Annotated in this window: 12 protein-coding genes; 2 read left to right on the forward strand and 10 right to left on the reverse strand. The window is 29.9% G+C overall.

Going from position 1 to position 23,091, the window contains the following annotated elements; translation table 11 throughout:
• Window positions 1-20 precede the first annotated feature (20 nt).
• Window positions 21-4,436, reverse strand: coding sequence for an alpha-amylase family glycosyl hydrolase (locus BLV79_RS12435; RefSeq protein WP_083354485.1), 4,416 nt, complete (start codon window positions 4,434-4,436; stop codon window positions 21-23).
• A gap of 643 nt (window positions 4,437-5,079) precedes the next feature.
• Here BLV79_RS12435 and BLV79_RS06665 point away from each other — a divergent pair.
• Entirely contained in the window at window positions 5,080-6,855 is a 1,776-nt protein-coding gene (locus tag BLV79_RS06665) for a helix-turn-helix domain-containing protein (RefSeq protein ID WP_074717344.1), read from the forward strand.
• A 146-nt stretch (window positions 6,856-7,001) separates the two neighbouring features.
• On the opposite strand, the gene BLV79_RS06670 is transcribed toward BLV79_RS06665, so the two are convergent.
• Entirely contained in the window at window positions 7,002-7,394 is a 393-nt protein-coding gene (locus BLV79_RS06670) for a Fur family transcriptional regulator (protein ID WP_083354486.1), read from the reverse strand.
• A 150-nt stretch (window positions 7,395-7,544) separates the two neighbouring features.
• Between BLV79_RS06670 and BLV79_RS06675 the strand changes: the two genes are divergently transcribed.
• Window positions 7,545-8,972 carry an RsmF rRNA methyltransferase first C-terminal domain-containing protein gene (locus tag BLV79_RS06675; protein WP_074717345.1) on the forward strand — a complete coding sequence of 476 codons (1,428 nt, stop codon included), beginning with the start codon at window positions 7,545-7,547 and terminating at the stop codon, window positions 8,970-8,972.
• Between the two features lie 120 nt (window positions 8,973-9,092).
• Here BLV79_RS06675 and BLV79_RS06680 read toward each other — a convergent pair whose 3' ends face one another.
• From BLV79_RS06680 to BLV79_RS06715, 8 genes are all read right to left on the reverse strand, one after another.
• Window positions 9,093-10,145, reverse strand: coding sequence for a methyl-accepting chemotaxis protein (locus BLV79_RS06680; protein ID WP_083354487.1), 1,053 nt, complete (start codon window positions 10,143-10,145; stop codon window positions 9,093-9,095).
• On the reverse strand, window positions 10,096-11,184 hold the full coding sequence (locus BLV79_RS06685) for an FIST signal transduction protein (protein ID WP_074717347.1): 1,089 nt from the start codon (window positions 11,182-11,184) through the stop codon (window positions 10,096-10,098). Before BLV79_RS06685 ends, BLV79_RS06680 begins: the two co-directional genes overlap by 50 nt.
• 168 nt (window positions 11,185-11,352) lie before the next feature.
• Window positions 11,353-13,998 carry an ABC transporter substrate binding protein gene (locus BLV79_RS06690; protein ID WP_074717348.1) on the reverse strand — a complete coding sequence of 882 codons (2,646 nt, stop codon included), beginning with the start codon at window positions 13,996-13,998 and terminating at the stop codon, window positions 11,353-11,355.
• Between the two features lie 32 nt (window positions 13,999-14,030).
• Window positions 14,031-17,492: a DEAD/DEAH box helicase gene (locus BLV79_RS06695; protein ID WP_074717350.1), complete on the reverse strand. Its 3,462-nt coding sequence runs from the start codon at window positions 17,490-17,492 to the stop codon at window positions 14,031-14,033.
• 6 nt (window positions 17,493-17,498) lie between these two features.
• Entirely contained in the window at window positions 17,499-19,292 is a 1,794-nt protein-coding gene (locus BLV79_RS06700) for a hypothetical protein (protein WP_074717352.1), read from the reverse strand.
• A gap of 225 nt (window positions 19,293-19,517) precedes the next feature.
• Window positions 19,518-20,177: a YesL family protein gene (locus BLV79_RS06705; protein ID WP_074717354.1), complete on the reverse strand. Its 660-nt coding sequence runs from the start codon at window positions 20,175-20,177 to the stop codon at window positions 19,518-19,520.
• A 254-nt stretch (window positions 20,178-20,431) separates the two neighbouring features.
• Entirely contained in the window at window positions 20,432-21,937 is a 1,506-nt protein-coding gene (locus BLV79_RS06710) for an alpha-N-arabinofuranosidase (protein ID WP_074717356.1), read from the reverse strand.
• A 114-nt stretch (window positions 21,938-22,051) separates the two neighbouring features.
• Window positions 22,052-23,002 carry a glycoside hydrolase family 43 protein gene (locus BLV79_RS06715; RefSeq protein ID WP_200795884.1) on the reverse strand — a complete coding sequence of 317 codons (951 nt, stop codon included), beginning with the start codon at window positions 23,000-23,002 and terminating at the stop codon, window positions 22,052-22,054.
• Window positions 23,003-23,091 lie beyond the last annotated feature (89 nt).

The following is a 23,091-nucleotide window of genomic DNA, read 5'->3' on the forward strand; positions in this document are numbered from 1 at the left end:
AAACTAATAACACTTAAAACTTAATGCTTACGCATTCTTTCTTCTTTTTCTTTCTGCTTTCTTGCTTTTTCCTCCTGTTCTTTCTTAGTTCTTTCTTCTTTTTCTTTCTGTTTCCTTGCTTTTTCCTCCTGTTCCTTTTTAGTTCTTTCCTCTTTTTCTCTCTGCTTCCTTGCTTTTTCCTCCTGTTCTTTCTTAGTTCTTTCTTCTTTTTCTTTCTGCTTCCTTGCTTTTTCTTCCTGTGAGGTATCTTTCTTTTCTGCTGCTTTAGCATCGTATGCTGGTTTTAATGCATTTTTGTCTACTTTAACTTTTCTTTCTTTTGTAGCCAAAATCACACCATTTAATCCATTTACCTTGACAGTAATCTTGTTGTCTTTTACTTTAATGTTCTTCTTATTGATTACATCATACAATTTTTTGACGTCTTTAATACCTAAAGCCTTTAAATCAATCGTTACTTCTTGTTCAATTTCACTATTATTAGCAAGTACTATCATATCATCATCTTCATCACTTCTTACAAATGATAATAAATTGTCGTTTGTTGTAAATGGTTTAATATCACCTGTTCTTAACGTCTTATAAGCTTTTCTGATTCCTGACAATTTAGCATACCAATTGACAAGTTCCTTGTTACCTTTGCCCCATTCAAATGCACGTCTATCATCAGGATCATCTGCTCCAACCATTCCAATTTCATCTCCGTAATAAATTGTAGGAGCACCTGGATAAGTAAACTGAATCAAAGAAACAAGATGTTGTCTTTGTTTTGCAACATCCGAAGTTGTCTCGTATGATGGGAATGCCTTATCTTCTTCTTTTTGCTTTCTATCATCTTCGACACCATCTAAAACAGATAAAACTCTAGCTGTATCATGTGAACCAACTAAGTTCATCATTGCATAAAATGCTTCTTTAGGATAACGCTCTCTTAATTTTTCCATGTCCTTTGTTGTTAATGAGGCGCTATTTCCTTTTGCAAAACCAATTACTGAATCTCTAAAGCAATAATTCATTACTGAATCGTACATATCTCCTAAAAGATATTTTGAAGAATCTGTCCATATTTCACCAATTATAACATTATCTTCATCTAATGCTTTTACAGATTTTCTAAAATGTTTCCATGTTTCATCAGATATTTCATTAGCAACATCAAGTCTCCAACCACTTGTTCCTTTCTTTAACCAATACTGAGAAACTGCATCGCCTTTCTTATTTCCAATAATTTCTTTGCCCCAATCTCCAGTTTGATATTCAGAACCATTAGTAGACTTAATAACTGGCATACTATCGTAGCCCCACCAGCCTTCGTAAGCGTAAACTGGTTTACCTTTTCTTTCACCAATACTATCAGTTACAGCATTTCCCTTATCATCTTCTAGCACGTTGTCACCATCGATTGCAAACCATTGTGCATAAGAGAAATCTTTAATATTATATTTTTTCTTAAAGAATTTTTCAGTTTCTTTAATAGCTGTTTCCTTATCCATTTTTTGTTCATTCATCAAATCATAAACATGTGCCCAATATGGATATGCACCTACCTTTTTAGCACCTTTTTTTAGATATTTATAATATCTATCAAAATAAACAGAATCATCTGAAACGTGGTTAAATACACCATCTAAAACAATATGCATGTTATTTTTCTTTGCCACTCTAACTAGCTCATCAAAATCACCCTGTGTACCTAAAATTGGGTCTATCTTCTTGTAATCACTTGTGTCATATCTATGGCTTGAAATTGATGAAAATACAGGATTAATATAAATAACACTAACTCCTAATCCTTTTAAATAATCAATTTTTTTAGTAATGCCTTTTAAATCTCCTCCATAAATTTCATTATTCCAAATTCCATCGCCCCAGAGTGCATGATGTTTTTCATATTGTTCTTTTGGCAAAAGATTTTTTTGTTCTGGATTTTCTGGAAGCAATGTCCAATCTTTTACCATCTCGTAACCAGATGCTCCTCTTGCTGACTTTTGAGCTTCATCATTTGATTTATCACCATTGTAGAATCTATCTGGGAAAATCTGATAAATTGTTCCATTTTTCATCCAATCCGGTGTTTTAAAGCCTTTCTTATAAACAATCAAGTCATATGGCTTAATTTGAGAAATATCTGATACCATTCCTGTTCCATAGTATCCATCATCATCTCCATAAACCTTTACTGAAGATCCGTTTGAAACCACAAAATAATATTGATATTCTCCAATCTTATCAAATTTAGTGGTAACACTCCATCTTGACGTCTCTTTAGAATCTTTCTTTAAAGAAATTGTTTTATTATCAACTCCTTTTACAACAAGTTTAACCTCTTTTGCATCTTTTCCTGTATCAATAGAGAATTTAACTTTTTGTTTAGTTGCAACTGCTCCATAGACACTCTTATATTTGGAATCTTTTGAATCATAATAAATATCTTCTACATTTAATTTTTCATCTGAAGCATCATTATAATAAATCTGTGTTGAAGGATCGAAATAGAATGTTACTTCTTTTTCCTGTGGAAGTTCAAACTCAGGATAAACAAAACTCTTACCTTCAAATGTTGCTGTTATATCTTTGTATTTTCCTGCTGGCAATTTAACTTTTGCAGAATAAATGCCTGTCAATGCATCATCTTTTAATTTAGTTCCATCTGGAATATTCGTGCCTGATAATGAAATATCTGCAAAAACATAATCAACATTTGTTACCATTTTATGACTAAAATCATTATAATATACTTCAACATCCTGTGTTTTGGAAACCTGAACCGAAACATTTGATCCATCTTTATTTCCATCAGCACCATAGTTTTCATTCCAACTTCCATCTACAGCTATCTTATATTGATAGTTAGCTGGTGGTACATTTTTAAATACAATTTCGTATAAACCATTTCCTTTATATGTCATACGGTTTGATGTTGGATCCCAGCTTTTTCCTGGAAATGTTCCAGGTACAGAAACATTTCTTCCCATAAACTGTGGCTTATCAATTTTTGCATATTCTTCATCATTGATATTGATTTTTTCTGCATCTGATGGAACAACTTTATCTCCATCAACTTTGTAATAATATACAACCTCTGATTTTTCATCTCCTAAGAAAATATCACTTGAGGTGTACTTATTTCCGCCTTTGTAATTTAAAATCTCTTCCTTAAAATCTACCTTACCTTGTGTATCCTTTTTACCATAAAAAAGACTAATCTTTTTAGATTCTTTTTCAGGATAAACAAAAGTATATGTTCCATTTGCATTAGCAACTACTTTTGCATCAACTTTTGATGTTTCTACCTTTAGAGTATCTGCTACAACCTTTTCGTCATTAATTGAATCATACAATAAACCTGTTTTGTTATTGTATATTATAACTACATTTTCTTGCTTGTCCTTAACATCAAAGCTTCTATTATCTCCTACCTCATACCAGTTTTGTTTGTCAAAAACAGCTTTGTACTCATAATGTCCTTTTTTTAGCACCTTGTTATAAACATAGATGTTATCTGAAATCTGTTTAAATTCATAGCCATCTTTTGAAATATCCCAATCATCTGTTTTTGAATCTCTAACTGTTCCAATAATCGAAACGCTTGTTTCTAATGAATTTTTCTTAATATTTCCACTATTTTGCACTAAATCAAATTCACCGCTTCGAATTGAATCATATACTTTTCCATTTATTGTATCAACGAATACTGTAAACTGCTCACTTCCCTTTGGTATAGTTACCTCTACATTATTACCATTATCTCCATAAGAAACATCCCATTTATTATCCTGTGCAACTTTATAACCTCCATCAGCTATTGTTACATCTTTATCTAATTTTTTAAAATAAAATGTTCTCTTATAGATTCCACCGCCGACATATTCTAATTCAGCATTGTCAGCTGCTGGATTCCATGCATCGATGTCATATCTTGTGTTATTGTTTCCTTTTTCCTTTAAAAATTCAATTCCATTAAAATTTCCTACGATGCTTTCTTTATGAATTATTTCATCTTTGTTTGACAATTTTAATTCACCATTTTCCAAACGGAAAAATACTTTTTCGACATCCTTGTCAACTGAAACTTCTACTCCATTTTTTACTTCATTTCCATTTACATATAAATTAGCTATATGTTTTCCTTTTTTCAATTCAATAGAAGTTTCGAACAAATTATTTTGAAATAGTTCAAGATTATAATATTGGCCATCAACTTCAACCTGTACCATTGATTTAATATTCGTCGCAATCTGCAGATTTGTATCATTTGTAGATACAACATCGCTAGTAAGCACAGTTTTTCCATTCGTAGCTTCTAGATTAGTCTGTTTAATCTGATTAACCAACTCGCTATCTGTTTTTGCATAAACCGGTGACATCAATGTCACAAACATTGTTACGGTTATCGCACCTGTCAATAATTCCTTTAAAACCTTTCTTTTTTTCAAACTATTTCCCCCTTTGTATCGCTCATTCCTTTTTCGAAATATTTCGTAACATTATTGTACTTCACTTTTAAGTCTGCTTTCAATGCAAAAAATTCACAAAATAATATTTATTTTTTGTGAATTTTCAATATTGTTATTTTTTTGTAATAATTGGATATATTTTTGAATGTTAAAATTTTCATTCTGGAAATGTTAAAAAAAGAAAAATCGTTTCGCTTTAGCAATATGTGCCCAAATATAAAAAAAGAAACTAGATTATCTTGCTGCATTAAATAACCTAGTTTCTTTGCTCTATATACAATACTCTCCCCTTAATTGTACATCAACTAAAATCTTTAGTATAACTTACCAAATTATAATATAACTTTTGTGTTACTTTTGCAAGCCGTTTACCATTCTTGTCAATGTCAAAAATGGTAATTTTCAACTGTTAAAATATTGCATTATATTAGATATTCCTCTATACTATATCTGTATGTATTTTATTTTTTCAGAACACTTAATATTTATCAACGGCAATATTGTCAAAATTTTGTTACATTTTACATATTGTCAACTGAATTGTCTATTTTTTATGCATCGACTCTCTTTTGTGTATTATTTTAGGCATATTACATACAATAATAAATAAAAGGGGCAACAAATGGAATTTAAAGATCAATTAAAATCATATATACAACAATTAAATTGCACTGCTAAGGAGCTTTCAATTGCTACTAACCTTTCAGCTGCAGTTATTAGTCGCTACAAAAATGGTTTGAGAGTGCCAAATTTGAATAGTGACACAATAAATAAATTGGCAACCGGTATCAAAGAAATTGCCAGCGATAAAAATATACAAATAGGATCAATAGAAGACATCGAAAATTCATTTATAGATACATTTAGCAATAATAACGTCGACTATGATATTTTTTCTGAAAAATTTAGTTTAATTCTATCGACTATGAATATTAATGTTTCGTCCATAGCTAAATATTTGAATTTTGATCCTTCTTATATTTCTAGAATACGTACAGCTCAACGTCATCCAGCAGATGTTAAGCTTTTTTCAGAAAACGTAGGACACTATCTTTTCAACACCTACAGACGTGATTCTGACAAACTTCAACTTTCAAATATTATACAAAAATCTGTAATTGATATCACAAAAGAGGAAGATTTTGTAAAAATCATCAGCAAATGGATGTGTTCTAATCAAGTTAATCATTCTCAAAGAATTGATTATAATGATATAATTAGTGAATTTGTAACGTTAATTGACGAATTTAATCTTAATGAATTTACTGACGCTTATAGATTAATGGCTGAACACATACAATCGGAACCAACTAAATTGCCTATGTGCAAAACTTACATTTCTAGTTCGGCAGTCAAGCAATTTACAGCTGATTTATTTAAGTATATGCTATCAAACACCAGCCAGGGACCTGTTTATTTTTTTGCAGATTCTTCACTCTCATCTTACTTTCAAGACAGAGAATATTTGCAACTATTTATAAGCTGTTTTGCGCTACTTTTAATCAGAAATGTTCAAATTAATATTATTCACAATATTAATCTACCTATTGAAAACATTCTTGAGGGTATGCGTACATGGATTCCTTTTTATCTTACCGGACAAATTAAATCATACTATATAGATAATATTAGTCCTGGTATTTTTAATCATTTTGAATTCTATTCGCCACATCTTTCATTCTTTGGTGAAAATTTAAGATCAACTGGTAATTTATCATATTTTTATATTTCACGTATAAAAAATGAGTTAAATTTTTACAAAAAAAGAATGAACGCGATATTTGATGAAGCTTTACCTTTAATGGAAATATATAAGGCTGATAGATATAAAGACTTTTTTGATTTTCTTTCTGAAAATGCAAAAGAAAAAGGAACAAGACACGAGATTTTGCCAACATTACCACTACATACTATTTCAGACAGCTTATTAGAAAGAATTTTAGATCACAATAGCATTAGCTTAGATGACAGAGAAAAAATCATAAGTACAACCCAAAAATGTAGAAAGATTGTTGCACAATCATGCAAACACTCTTACTTAATTGATGAATTTCCTATTTTATCTAAAGAAGAATTTGAGGAAAACAAACCATCGCTCTCTCTTTCTAAGGCTTTTTACGAAAAGACAATTTCATATAGCTACATCGAGTATTTAGAACACTTAGAATTAACACGACGTTATGCTGACAAAGTACCAAATTATATTATTAAGTCTAATGAAAATACTAATCAGCAAAACATCCTAATTTCAAGTCAAGGTGGTAAATGGGTACTTGTATCTAAGAGCAAAGCTCCTGCAATACATTTTCTTTTCACCCATCCACATCTTCGAAATGCATTTGAACAATATATGGCAGATTTAAACAACAATTTAATTTGTAAAAACAAACAAATATAATCTGCAATGTAATAAATAAACTTAATAAGCAAACATAAAATAAACATCTGAAATGTTAAATAAAAAATAAAACCTTGTGACAGTCTTTCATCATAAAACACTGATTTAAAACTACTCCAAGGTTTTCTTTTTCTCTATATTATATCCTATTGATTATTCTTGCAACATTCTTCACATAATCCATAAAACACAAGACTATGACCCTGAATTTTGCCCTGAAAAATATTATCCATTTTTTCATCTAAATTATTTAACTCTTCACAATATGGCAAATCACACACACATCCACACTTACTACAAATTAGATGACTATGCTGTTTTACATTAGCATCAAAATGATCTGAACCATCCCCAATCTGTAATCTTTGAATCTGCCCTAATTCTGTCAATAGCATTAGATTTCTATAAACTGTTCCAAGACTCAACTTTGGAAACTCCTGTTTAACATTTAAATACACAACTTCTGCAGTGGGATGATCTACTCTTGTTTTTAAAAAATTATAAATTGCATCTCTTTGTTTACTTTTTTTTACAATCATTTATCTCTCCAAAATAGTAATTATTCTCGATTTTATTAATAATTATATCATTCATACTATTGCTTTTCAATAATGCAAAATTTACAAAAATGTGATATACTCTTTAAGGTTTTATCAAACTTTATATATATACTAATTTAGGAGATGTTTATGTTACCTAACCTTTTTTTAGAACGAATTAAAAAAATGCTTTCTAGCGATGAATACGATAAATTCCTTGCTAGCTATGAAATAGAAAGAAAACATGGTCTACGTTTTAACTCGCTTAAAGCAGACTACGATAATTTTAAAGATAAAAATATTGACAATATTCAATTAACAGAAGTACCTTGGGCTAAAAACGGATATTTTTATGAAAATGAAGATCGTCCTGGCAAAAGTCCATATCATGAAGCTGGTGTTTACTACATTCAAGAACCAAGTGCAATGGCTCCTGCTGCATATTTAGATGCCAAACCAGGTGACTATGTTCTTGATTTATGTTCTGCTCCTGGTGGAAAAAGCACACAAATTGCTTCCACCATGAACAACACTGGTCTTTTAATTTCAAATGAAATTAATACAAAACGTTGTAAAATCCTATCTGAAAATATTGAAAGAATGGGCATTGCTAATGCAATCGTCACCAACGAGTCCCCTGAAAAGCTTACAAAAGTTTTTCCTGTTTTTTTTGACAAAATAATGGTAGATGCACCTTGTTCTGGCGAAGGTATGTTCAAAAAAAACTTAAATGCAACAGATGAATGGTCTCTTGAAAACGTACAAATTTGCAGTGAAAGACAAGATATGATTTTGGACTGTGCTGCACAGATGTTAGCACCAGGCGGACGAATCGTTTTTTCAACTTGTACATTTGCTCCTGAAGAAAACGAAGGATCTATTTATCGTTTTCTCAAAAGACACAACGATTTTAGAATTGTAGATATTGATAAATACAATGGAATGTCACATGGTAACCTTGATTACTATAAAACACTAATAACTAACAGCAGTATTATTTCAGAAGATGATTATGATTTTTATAAAACTGAAATCCAAAAAACAATACGTCTTTGGCCTCACCTATTAAAAGGCGAGGGACATTTTGTGGCTGTCCTTGAACAAACAAATGAAAAACTCCAAAGCAAACCAAACTACCAAAGAAACAACAAAAACTTTGGCAATAAAAATAATAATTTGGAAAGCTATTACAACTTTTTCAATGATACAATTTGTAAATTACCTCTTGATGGCAAATTAGAGCTCTTTAAAGATCAACTCTATTTAGTACCTAATGGAGTTCCTTCGCTTAGTGGTATTAAATTATTGCGTCGTGGTTTACATCTTGGAACTTTCTTAAAAAATAGATTTGAACCTTCGCATGCCCTTGCACTATTTTTATCGAGCAACCTTGTAAAAAATTCTTATGACATTGATTATGATTTAGCCAAAAAATTTATCGCAGGCGAAACTTTCCCTTGCGACTTAAAAAAAGGCTGGTATTTAATAACTGTTAACGGTTACTCTCTTGGATGGGGCAAAGTTGCTGGAAAAACCATGAAAAATCACTATCCAAAAGGCTTAAGAAAAAATATTTAAAAACATTCATTTATAGTTACACAAAAAGACCTACCACTTTATATTAATCTTGACATATTCCAACTAAGAAAGGTCAACACTTAATCTAAAGTGATAGGTTCTATATTTTTTATGCCTACGTTACTTTATATCAGATGCTTTTTTTATTCTATTAATCAGCGGCTCTGCCTGTACCATAATATTTGATATATCTTCATACAAGAAGCCTTTCTTTGTAAGCATACTCTTTAGTTCTTCAAGATTATCTAAAACATAACTATATTGAACTTCATATGATGACATGTCATCTTGAATATTTCTAACTAAACTATCACAGCTATCCACTACTGCTTTAATATCATTTCCAACGCCTTCTACTCTTGCAACTGAACTTGTAATATCATTAAAAACTTTTTCTGTACTATCTGTTTGTTTTTTTGAATCCTCAAGTGCAATTTTTGCAGCATCAATAGAATTTGCCAATAAATCAGAACTATGTTGTAATCCATCCATACTCTTATTGATATTTCCAACTAATTCTTTTATATCAATCGAAAGCTTTGTAACCTCATCTGCTACAACAGCAAATCCTTTTCCATGCTCACCTGCTCTTGCAGCCTCAATTGATGCATTAAGTGCTAATAAATTGGTCTGATTTGCAACACCAATAATACTTTGAGTAGCTTCTTGAATCTCTTCAAAACCTGTTTGGAATTCTTCATAAATCTTAGCAATTTCTTTAAATTGTTCTTCCATTTTTTCTGAACTAGTAATTAAATTATGGACATCACTAATAGCTCCTGACGAAATATTAATTACTTCTTTCATAACTGTATTAAACTCATCTGAAGAATCTCCAACTTTCAAAAACTCTTGCCCGATATTATCAATTGAACTGCTTATTTTATCATTATTCTCAATTGCCTGTGTATAAGATTTTTTTACTTTGTCTAATTCCTTAATAGTATTTGCTTCTTCATCTGCCAAATTATCTTTTTTTTCAATTACAGTTTTACTAATAAAAGAAAAAGCTGTAAGACTATCTTCTATTGTTTTTTTATTGTCATTGGAAATTGCTTTATCTTCTATCTCTTTTTCAACATTATTTTTGCCCCATCCAAACATTGCCCATTTCCTCCTTCTTTTATTCAAACACTGCACAAACCAAAGTCTGATTACAGTGCTGATTAACATACTGCTCTCCTCCACTAACAATTCCTACATGTGGACCTAACGCTGCCATATTTTTTGCATAAGTACCTATATAATTTTCATTTTTATATAACAAATACCTATATATACAATCAACAGAAAAAACAAAAGAAATTTTTCTAAAATCATTCTTTATTTCTTCTCTCTGTTTATGTTCTATCTCATCATAATCACCAAGTTTCAAAAAATAAATACAATCATTCTTATTAATTTGTTTGTAATTTACTAAACCGCCATTCCCTTTTAATTCATACATTGAAGATATATATACTCTGTCCTCAACCACACGTCCTATTGGGTTTTTTAAAACATTATCTATAATTTTATTTTTTGGTACATCTAAAGCCTCGCTATAAACATCAGCTGCTGGTCTTCCATCTAATTCATATAATGTTCTTGTTATTGGATCAACTTTTGTCGCAAAATGAGAAATTCTATCATTTTTTTCATAAATATTAACTTTATATGTTTTAACTTTTCCAGTTGTATTCTTAATTATTGCATAAACACACGAATCACCATAAACATTACCTTCATACGCAACTAAATTTTCTTTTCCATCTGGGACTCCAAACGTAGTTCCTCCAAGCAATGGAAGATTTTTCTTTACAAGATATGTATATAATGTCGAAACAAGTTTCTCCTCATTATTAGTACAAAACTCAATAAAAACAGAATCTTCAACACCCGGAGAAACAGCTGTAACATTATCTTGAACACTCTTTATATATGCAAGTGGACAGGTTTTCAATTCATGAATCACTCCACATCTAACTACAACATCCTCAAAAAATCCAACAACTACTGTAGCATTATCTGATACAGCACCATTTTCGAGACTTGTACCACAAGTTCCGATTGACTGAGTTTTAGGATATTTTTCCTTAATAATTCTAGCTGTTTCAGCCATCTGTTCGTAAGGTGCAACAAACATTATCATCTTAGGGTTTTGTAATCCCGATGTAGCTTCTTGAAGTGCTTTACTGACTGGACCACTTCCACTACCAACAAATGTCTTCATGTATAATCCTCCTTGACCATCCATCGTTATATATATGTCCATAAAAAAATTAAACTATCATCTTTTCTTTTTAGAATAATTCAATTCATTTTCACACACATGTACTCTAATTTGAATATCGAAAAAATTTTATGCTATATTTATACTTATTATAAATTTAATACTTTCTTAATTTTTTGCTACATTACCTTCAGAAATTAAAGTTTTTATTTCATCTATACTAGTCGGTCTTGACAAATAATATCCTTGTGCAAAATCACAATCATATTCTTTTAATCTCTCAAATTCTCTTTCATTTTCAATCCCCTCAACTACAACTGCCAAATCAAGTGAATGAACAATCTTTATAATATTTTTTAAAAAGATGTTTTTTTCACTAGAATTCTCATTAACAATACATTTGTCTATCTTAACTTTTTTAATTGGTACAACTGACAAATAGTTAATTGAATTATATCCTACGCCAAATTCATCTAAAACAATATTAATACCATATTTTTCTATTTGTTCAAAAAAACTAGTTACTTTACTACTATTTTTATCAAAAAAGCTCTCTGTTATCTCTATCTCAATTAATTTAATTGGAACATCATACTCCTTCAAAAGAGCAATCATATATTCGAAATAACCTTCATCTTCTAATTGTTTAATTGAAAAATTAATTGAAACTGGAAGCATTTCAATTTTTTCTTTAAGGCAATTTGAAATATCAGTAATAACGTGTTTTAAAATTTTTCTACCCAAAGGAATAATTATATCTGTTTCTTCAATAATCGGAATAAACTCTGATGCTCTATATTTATTTGATTTAAGTCTTGCCAATGCTTCAAATGAACTAAGAGCTTGTCCTTTTAATAAATACTGTGGCTGATACTCTACATATAAGTCATCTTTTTCACAAGCTTCTTTTACATCTTGTTTAACTTTTTGTTTTCTTGTTTCATTTTCTTTTAAATGTTCTGAATATAAAACAAGATTGTTTTTTCCATAATGCTTAGCCTGATACATTGCTAAATCAGCTTTAATAATAACATTCATAACTGTATCCTGACTTCCATTATGATATGCCATACCCATACTAAAAGAAACGTAAATTTCTTTATTTTTAAAATGTATCTTTTCACTTTTTACATTCATAATTTCATCTATAATAATTGTATTCTGCTGGACAAACTTATCCTTAATTATAATTAAAAATTCGTCCCCTCCAATTCTATATGTATGAAAATTATAACGTTTTCCAACTTTTATAAACCTAGCACCAATCTCGCTAAGAACCTTATCTCCACATGCGTGACCATATGTATCATTTATAAATTTAAAATCATCAACATCTATATGTATAATTGTAAAATTACACTTTTGGGAAATTATTTCATTTAAATCATTTTCCATTGCTCGCCGGTTAAACAATCCTGTTAGCTCATCATGCTCCGCCATATATCTAATCTGTTTTTCTTTTGTAAACAATTCTTCATATGATTTTTCTAGCTCACTGATTAATATATTTTTCTTTTTATTATCAATAGCTATAATCAAAAAAACTACAAATATAATATACAAAACAAGTTCAACTATAAGAATCACGTTCTTATTTGTTTCAAAATACGAACTATAATAGTTATATACAACTTTATTATCAGGTAACTTATTATAATTAATTTTAAATTTTTCTAATTGATATGCATCAAACCAAAACTTCTCTCCAACATTGTATTTGACTTCCATATCTTTAATCTTTTTCCCTTTAAAAATATCAATTATTTTTTTTGCAGCCTCTTGACCAGCAATATAAAAATCTACACTTTTTCCCCCTATAATACCTGTATTTATTCCAATTACAGACGAAGAATAAACTGGTACTTTATCGCAATTTTTAGCCACAAACTTCATTGCCTCGTCTAATGAAAAAACATCCCCCTCTTTATCCTCTTGCATATTTAAAAAAATAACCAAATCATCCTTTGTAAAATCATTAAACATTTTTTCTAATTCTTCTTTTGTACAATTAGAGGTATTAACATCTATAAATTCTTTATTTGGATATTTTTTTGAAACTATGTAGAATTCTTTCAATTCTCCCCTTCCTGTACTTGTATTATCACTAACTGCTATTATTCGTTTTCTTTTTGAATGTAATGAAAGAGCACACTCTACTGTATCTTTAATATATGTGTTTTCAATATTCCCCGAAATATTCTTATTATTTGATGCATTAATTCCTTTTTCCTTATCATTTATTCCCATAAAAATAATTGGAACATTTTTAAAGAATTCATTTTGATATTTTAGTGCAAAATCAAGAGCAGGATCGTCTATAGCCAAGACAACATCATACCCTTTACTCACTTTCATTCTGTCTTTAAAACCTAAATAAAAATCATCAATTGTTTCTTTCCCTGGAAATTTTTTTGTATTCATAAACTCATAATCAACTCTAACCTGATATTTACTCAATATGTTATTCACGCCCTTAACCTGCGAAGGAACTGTAACATATGAATAATCATAAGAAGATAAAAATAGTACTTTTTTTGAAGAATAATCACCTAAAATTTCACCATCATCATCATCAACAACTATGATTTTACAAAACACAAATAAGGATAATAACATAACAACCATAACTATAATAGCGGCAATCATAGGAACTCTTTCATTATACCTTTTGCCTCTATCATAGCTATATTTGGTGTTACTTTGACTATCGTTAACATTCTCTTTATCTGTAGTATTTTTTTTATTTTTAAAAAGTTTTTGCTTAATAACAGTTTCTTTCTTAGAATTAGTTGTCGTTTTATTGTTAATTGTCATAGTTTCATCCTCGCATTTTTTAACCTAACCCTCTAATAATCTGTTAACAATTCCAATAGTTCTGCTTTACTTAATGAACCTATCGTTCCATTCTCACCTGATAATATTGAATCTGATAAATCTTTTTTCTTTTCTTGAAGTTTTAGAATTTTTTCTTCTATTGTGCCTTTTACAATTAATTTATACACAGTAACAACTTTTTTTTGTCCAATTCTATATGCTCTATCTGTTGCCTGATTCTGCACAGCCAAATTCCACCATGGGTCATAATGAATCACCACATCTGCTCCCGTCAAATTAAGTCCTGTTCCACCAGCTGTAAGTGAAATCAAAAAGACTGGCACATCATTCGAATTAAACTCCTTAACGTATTCAATCCTTTTGTCTTTTTGTGTTTTACCTGTTATTTTATAATAAGGTATTTTTTGTTTATTTAATTCATCTTCTAATAAGGCCAACATTGAAGTAAACTGTGAAAAAATTAAACATCTATGTCCACCCTCTATCGCATTATTAACTAATTCCATACATGCAATTTTCTTAGCAGAATCACCTTTATAATCTTCAAAAACTAATTTCGGATCACAACAAATTTCCCTCATTATTGTTAATTCAGCCAAAAGGGCTATTCTATTTTTATTATACTCATTATTATCTACACCATCTAACATATTTCTAATTTTTACTAGCTGACCATCATAAACCTGGCGCTGATGTTTTTCAAATGTAGTATAACTTACTTCTTCTATTTTTTCCGGAAGATCTTTTAATACCTGTTTTTTTAATCTTCTCAAAATAAACGGACTAACCATTCTTCTTAAACGTTCTGAAGAATCTTCATCTTTTTCCTTGATGATATTATATTCAATATCATTTCTGAATTTTTCATAATCATACAAAAAACCAGGCATCAAATAATCAAAAATACTCCACAACTCGCTTAGTCTATTCTCAATTGGCGTTCCTGTGAGCGCAAATTTGGTTTTCGCAGTGATAGCTTTAACCGCTTTAGCCGTTTCAGTTGTGTGATTTTTTATATACTGTGCTTCATCAATAAATTGATATTTAAATACTTTATCTTGGTAAAAAACAATATCTCTTTTCAAAATGTCATAAGAAGTGATTATAATGTCACATTCTTTATACGCTTTTTCTAATAAATCTTTTCTTTGAGACTTACTACCTGTAATTATTTCAACACTAAGACTCGATGCAAAATGATTTATCTCTTCCTTCCAATTGTAAATAAGAGAAGATGGTGCCACAACAAGCGAGCAAACAGGTAAGTTCTCTTCTTTAACCGCTAATAAAACAGAAATAGCCTGTAAAGTTTTTCCTAAGCCCATATCATCAGCCAAAATCCCTCCAAATCCATAATACTCAATAGTTCTAAGCCATTTATAACCGACTTTCTGGTAATTTCTCATTACTTTATTCAATGAATTTGGTAACTCAAAATCTGATTCTTTTATTGCCTTAAACTCTTTTATTAGCTTCTTATATCTTTGATCACGTTTTGTATATATTCCTTCATTTGCCTCAAGCACCCTATCTAAATATAATGCTCGATACATTGGAACATTTATTGCCTTTTCTTTTAGCTGTTCATCTGTAATTGAAAGCGTATCTACCAACTCATCTAAAGCTTTAATATTGTCATCTCTAAGATCTATATAATTACCATTTTTTAGACGATAATACCTTTTCTTTTTTCTATAACTTCTTAGAATATCTAACAACTCGTCATATCTTACATCGTCAGAAATTAATTCAATATTAAGCAAATCTGCCTTGACCGATACTCCCATCATCAAGGAAATTCTTCTCTTTAACTTAATTGCTCTTAAGTTATCCGTCACATGAACTTCACCTAATGTGAGTAAATAATCCATTCCTTCTTCCATAAAGAAATATATTTTATCTTCATCGTTAAAACAATCATATTGCTTCGTCTCTTCATTTATACCGACAAACCATTTTAATACTTCATTGTTAATATATTGTTCCTTTTTTGCTTCTCGAATTATCTCGTAGTTATAATTACTATCATTAGCATCAGCTAAATTAAACACTTTATCGCCATAACAAACTTTCGCATCACAAACAATATTTCCATCTACTGAATCAATATAAAACTTAAACAATGCCTCAGGTGGCATATATTCATTCAGTAAATCATTCACTTCATCCGATATTTCATATTTCACACCCATTGCAGGCAAAATAGTTCTGAAAAATTCAGATATGTTTCTTCTTCCCACCTTAAAAGCAACCTCTTTGTTTCCTCTTGAGATATTTACTAGTGGCTCAATTTTCCTTGCATTTTCTATTGTTATTCGTCTCAAATATCCATCTTGAATATAATATTCAAAATCAATACCATGCAACAATTTAGGTACTCTTGCTCTTATCTGAACTCCTTCAAAAACCTCATCTTCATCATAATTTCCTTTTTCTGTAGCAAAAACAGGCTCAATTAATAATTGAGCCTCTATTTCATAATCTTCAAGAAATAATGAATTATACTCTATCTTTACGCCAATATCGTCTAAATTGTCATATCCATACGATTTTTCTTTAAATTCTATTTTTTCGTCTTTAAATATTTCAAAAAAATCATCTAAATATGAACCTCTTAATTCAATCTTACCTAAACTTACATTTGATTGAATGTAACCTTCGACATTAAAAACGTCATTCTCTTTAACATACTTCTTTATCATTTTAATTACATTCAACGCTTTTTGTGTATAACATACGTATTTAAAATCAACTACAACATTTTTTCCAAATACGTATGTTCCATTTTTTTCTATTTCCTTATATAAAGCAAAAAGATTTTTAATAATATATTTCTTTTTATGTCCTATCCAAATTTTAAAAGACACCTCAGGAAATTTATTTGTATTAGATTCTATTTCTATTTTAGGAATAAAATCTATGTAAGTGCCACCTATTGACGGCTTATCACTATCTGATTTTTCTGGAATCAATCGAGTTGTTTTACGAACACTCTCCATTAATTTACTTGCAGTCATATCAGTTGCATCGCCAGGATTATTATCTTTTATATACTCATCTATTAGAATAAGCGCAGCAATTTCTTCTTTTTTCATGTCTTTACTACCATATTTATTAGAAGAATCATATGATCTACTTTTAGCTATACCCTTATAAAAAATTGTTAAAATTTTTTCATTATCGAAATCAACCTTAACCTCACCTGTATAAGGCTCTTTAAAAATGCTGACAGTCGCCCTACCTACCAACTTCTTTTCCCAAATAGAATAATAATCAAAGCTGATTTTTTTTATTGTGACGAATCCTTCTTTTATTAGGGTTTTAGCCTCACTATATTCTTTCTCATATATATTTACATTGCTAGATATCTTATTCATATCAAAATATGTATAGTTTTCTAATCCAAAAATATCTCCACTGTTTTTTTTATTATTTTTAAATGGATATATTCTATCTCCTCTGGCACTTTTCATTTTATTTTATTCTTCTTCCTCTTTTTCTTCTGCTTTTTCTGCAATAATGTTTCCATTCCACAAAACTTGCCAAGCAACAACCTTTTTATCATCAGTCACGAAATTACCATCACCTGGATATGAAATACTAAACTGTCTCTTATAAAAATCATACTCTCCAATCTGCCACTGGAAATTACCTTCTTTAGTAACCCAGATATAAACACATTTTTTTCCATGTGTTGGATATCCATCTTCACTTACTAAATTAAAGTCTTTAACCTCTAAAGAGAATTTCATATCTTTTACTGAATCAATAGCCTCTAACACTTCTCTTGTATAATCTTTGCTAAAATCATCTACATTATTTGTATATGATTGTCCATTATAATCATTTCTTCTATCCCAATTGTTATTATCACGTTTTCTATCATATGTATTATTATATGTATTATTATATCTATTATCGTAAGAACTTCTTCCTACATATCTGTTTGAATCTGGCATTCCATAACCATTATCATATTTCTTTCTATAATCTTTTCCAACAAAATCATTTGTATTATATGTTCTTTTTTCTTGGGAATATCTATTTGTATTGTTGTAACCATAGTTTGGATTATATGAACTAGTTGTTCTGTAATAATTATTGCTATAGCCCTTATTGTAGCCTGAATTATTATAGCTAGAATTGCTATAATTCTTATTATAACCTGAGTTATTGTAGCCTGAATTACTATATCCATTATTATTTCTTGACTGATATCTATTGTTTTGATATCCACCATTATTTTGACTATATTTATTAGAATAACCATAATTATTGTTATTATTACGATAATTGTTTCTTTTTCTAGGGACATAATAACCATACATATCCCCATGATCCGGTCTATCATCTTTAACAAATCCATAGTCAGGAATTTTTCTAGTCTCATTAGATTTTGCATCATCATCATTTGTTTCAAAATCAGCATTTAAAAATTCGTTCTCCGAAATCTCTTCATTAATGTTTTTCTTATCATCATTCCACATATTCATGTTAAAAAAATTCTCCTTTTTTCTAAATCTAATCGTTCTTATTGGCCTATATTCCAAAAAGCTTGCTCTCGTTTTACTAACGTGCTTTACCCAAGAATAGTTTTCAATGACACTTAATGCAAACTGTATGTTCGTTTCTTTACAATACTCACTTTGTATGTGAAATCCCGCACAAAATACTCGTCTGCCATTTTCTACTCTATAATTATTATGAAGTAATCTGACATTTCCCTGATTATTTAATAAAATAACACGCCAAACATCATTTTTATAATATATTTGTATTGCATTGTCGTCTTCTATAAGTGTAGTCTTCATTCCACAGTCTATATACATATGTCTAATTAGAGAGTCCGTTATATTAATTTTTTTAAAAAATGACATATATACATTAAATTTTTCAATATCGCTTGCTCCATTTCTTAGGTATGCTTTATTGGCGCATCTCGCACATTGAGGCAAATGACATGGATATTCTTTAACATAGCGTAACTCCGACCTTTGAAATTTTAACACTTCCGGACATGTCTTATCATGTATAAAATTTTCATTCATACTAAAAATATAATTTACATCTCTGTCTCTAAGTATTCTTTTTATACCTTTAAGTCCTTCTTGTCTCATTACATTTTCTTTACTAGAAGATTTATAAGATTTGTAATATTTTTTATTGCTCACATAATTTATACTTTTTTGTTCTCGTCCATTATATTCTCTAGGCAAATACTCTTTGGGGTGCGGCCTGAAATTTCTTCCTTCTCGTGAAAAATTATAGGGCATCCACTACTCCTTCCTTTTCATAATTAACCATTTTTTGTCACGACATAATTTGCTTGCACCTATATTATCATACTTTTTTCAGCCCACAATTGTCAACTCTATTGTCGAAATTATTTACTGTTTTTATCGGCGAAAAAAAAGCAGTATTTTATTCCTGACGCGAAATCTTATCTTATTCATTCTTTTATAAGATTTCAACTTTTCAAAATAAATACTGCTAAAAAATTATCTTTTAAATTTTTTTTCTTCTTCTTTTTGTTGAATTTTTTCTAAATCTTCTTTCGACATATGTTTTCTAAATATTTTTTCCATAAGACTATCCGCAAACAATGTATTTATTGCTGGTAAAATCAGTATTGTAATTCTTGCGTAATAAAGTAACAATACTGCTGCTAAAAATACAACAATAATCATAAAAGAATATGGTAAATATCCTATTGCCAAAAGAGCTGAATTCTTTAAAATTACTTTTGTTGATTGTTTGAATCGATTGTTATACGCACATGCATAAATTGCCCAAACAATAACATAAAGAATAAAAAAATAATTTACATAATATAAAAAAGCAAACACAATGCTATTTTTTGCAAGATGTGAAAGTACAAACGCATCGTATGATAGAACTAAAAGCAAAGCGCCTTGAATCATCCACATTATCAATGATCCCTTTATATTATCTATAAATCCATCCCAAAACTTTTTGAAGATATAACCATCTTCTCCATTTAGTCCAACCCTCGTAACATGAAACAATGCCTTTGTAGATGCTCCAATCGTAATCAGAGGAATTGAACATATAACCCATAGAAGACTTGAACATATAATATCCACTATCTTCATTAAAACCTGTGAAAATTTACTTTCATATGAAAAAAAACTATTCATTTCCCTTTTCTCCTTTATAAAAACATATTAAAATTTTAACATTAAAACAACAGTCGTTTCAAGTGTTTTTTACCCAATAATTTGGATTAACAAAGTGTAAAATTGCAAAAAACTTATAGAATTACATAATTACAAAAGCAAATTTATAAAACTACAAACTTACAAAACGCACCACATAATAACATTAACTAGATGCTATTACATGATGCGATCTTTTCATTACACAGAATAATATTTTATACAATAACTACTACTTATCTAACTCTAATTTCAACTACACTACATGCTGGTATTGTAACTTTCAAACCATTTTTCACAGTTTTATAGTTTTTAAAAGTAATCTCTTTTACAACTTCAGGAGAATCAAAAGTATTATGAGCATGCATATCACTACTCGTTACAATGTTTGCTTCAACTACTTCATATTCTTTTCCCGTCACAAAAGAAATATCTAAATCTTTTTTATCTGTTGCAGACAAATTATTTAATGTAATTGTAACTATATCATCTTTTTTAGAAACAGATTCCGTGATTTCTGGAACAATCCACTCGCATTCACCAATTTCATTTATGCCAGACAAGCTACTCTCGAGAAGTTTAGCTCCCTGATGATGTCTATACATATGAAAAACATAATATGTTGGTGTTTTTATCATTTTTTCACCTTCTGTTAAGATAACAGCCTGAAGGACATTAACCATCTGAGCAATACATGCCATTTTTACTCTATCGCAATGTTTATTAAAAATATTTAAAGTTATACCTGCAACTAATGCATCCCTCATAGTGTTTTGCTGATATAAAAATCCTGGATTGGTTCCCGGTTCACAAGTAAACCATGTACCCCATTCATCAACACTTAATCCAACTTTTTTATCTGGGTCATACTGATCTATTATTGAACTATGTCTATTAATCAGAGTATCCATATATAACGCCTTTTTTAAGGTTTTATACCAACACTCTTCTGAAAAATCTGTTGCGCTTCCTTTGATATCCCATCCTTCTGGATGTACATAATAATGTAGCGATATATGATCCATAAATCCGTGTAACTGTTCTGGGGTATGATCATAGCATGTATTTAATACATGTTTTGTCCAATGATAATCATCAACATTTGCGCCACAACATACTTTTTGAATAGGTTTTTCAGGGTCATAATTTCTTACATATGTTTGATATCTTCTATACATATTGGCATAAAAATCAGGAGTCATATTTCCACCACATCCCCAATTTTCATTTCCCACGCCAAAATAATCAACTTTCCATGGTTCTTCATGACCATTTTTCTTCCTTAATTCTGCCATTGGAGAAACACCTTTAAATGTCATATATTCAACCCATTCTGACATTTCTTGCACAGTCCCACTGCCAAGATTACCGTTTATATAAGTTTTACATCCTAATTGCTTACATAATTCAAAATATTCATGCGTTCCAAAACTATTATCTTCAACAACTCCCCCCCAGTGAGTGTTAATTATTTTTTTTCTTTTTGACTTATCACCAATACCATCTTTCCAATGATATTCATCTGCAAAACATCCTCCTGGCCATCTAAGGACTGGAACATCAATCTCCTTTAAGGCTTCAACAACATCCTTTCTCATGCCATTTACATTTGGAATATCTGATTTTTCACCTACATAAAGTCCTTCATAGATACATCTTCCTAAATGCTCTGAAAAATGACCATAAATTTCAGGAGCGATTCTATTTTTTTCCTCAATATCATTAATTACTAATTTTGCCATGTTTTTTCCTCCAAAAATACCCTTTATTCTTAAGAATCAGATTATATATACAATTCATAATCCATTTTATGATGGTCTGGCTTCTAACTAACTTACTAGCACTATTAATACACATCAATCAAATGAAAAAACTGGACTACAATCCTTGCTCCAATTGATTTTCATCAACTGCGTATGTCTATTAGGATTATATAACGGATCACCTATAATCTTACTTTCAGTTCTAGCATGATAAACCATAATATCATTTCCATCTTCATCTACGGTAAATGAATTGTGCCCCGGTCCATATATATTTTTTTCTTTGCAAGTTTTCACTACTGGATATCTGCTTTTCGTCCAACTCTGTGGATCTAACAAATCCGCATCTTTCGTCGTTGTTAACATTCCAACACAATACGATGGTCCAGTATCACTCGCCGAAAAAGTTAAAAATATTTTATCTTTCTTTTTTATAACAGCAGGTCCTTCATTAACCCAAAAAGCACCTCTTTCCCATTCATAATCTGGGGTTGTCAACAAAACCTGCACTGTTTTCAATTTATCTGGTCTTTGCATTTCTGCAATATATAAATTTGAAATTTGTTTTCCTACTCCAACTTTTTCTGCCCACACATAATACCATTTCCCCAAATTTTCAAAAACTGTTGCATCTAATGAAAAAGCCTCAAAAGAAAACTCATCCCTATCCGCTCTTTTCATTTTTCCAAGTTCCTTCCACTCATCCTCTAATGGATTTTGTCCTTGGCATTCCAAAACATATGGTCTAATTTTCCATATGTCATCTTTATCACCACCCGAAAAATATATATACCATTTTCCATTTATATAATGCATTTCAGGGGCCCATATATGGATACTCATTGGGCCTGACTCATGTTTATGCCATATTTCAACTTCATCAGCTGTTTTTAAACCAGCCAACGAAGATGCTTTTCTAAGACATATTCCATCGTACGCTGGCACAGAAGCGGTAAAATAATATGTACCGTCAGTGTGCCTTACCACAAATGGATCAGCTCTTTGGAGAATCCATGGCTCATTATATTTTAATTTATTGTCCATAATAACTCTTCTCCTATAATTCTCTATTTTTATATTTATTGCTTTTACTTTCTACGTAACTTAACTTAACATCATTGTATTCGTTTTTT

Origin of the sequence: Lachnobacterium bovis DSM 14045, assembly GCF_900107245.1 — a bacterium.
In the GTDB taxonomy this organism is placed as follows: Bacteria; Bacillota; Clostridia; order Lachnospirales; family Lachnospiraceae; genus Roseburia; species Roseburia bovis.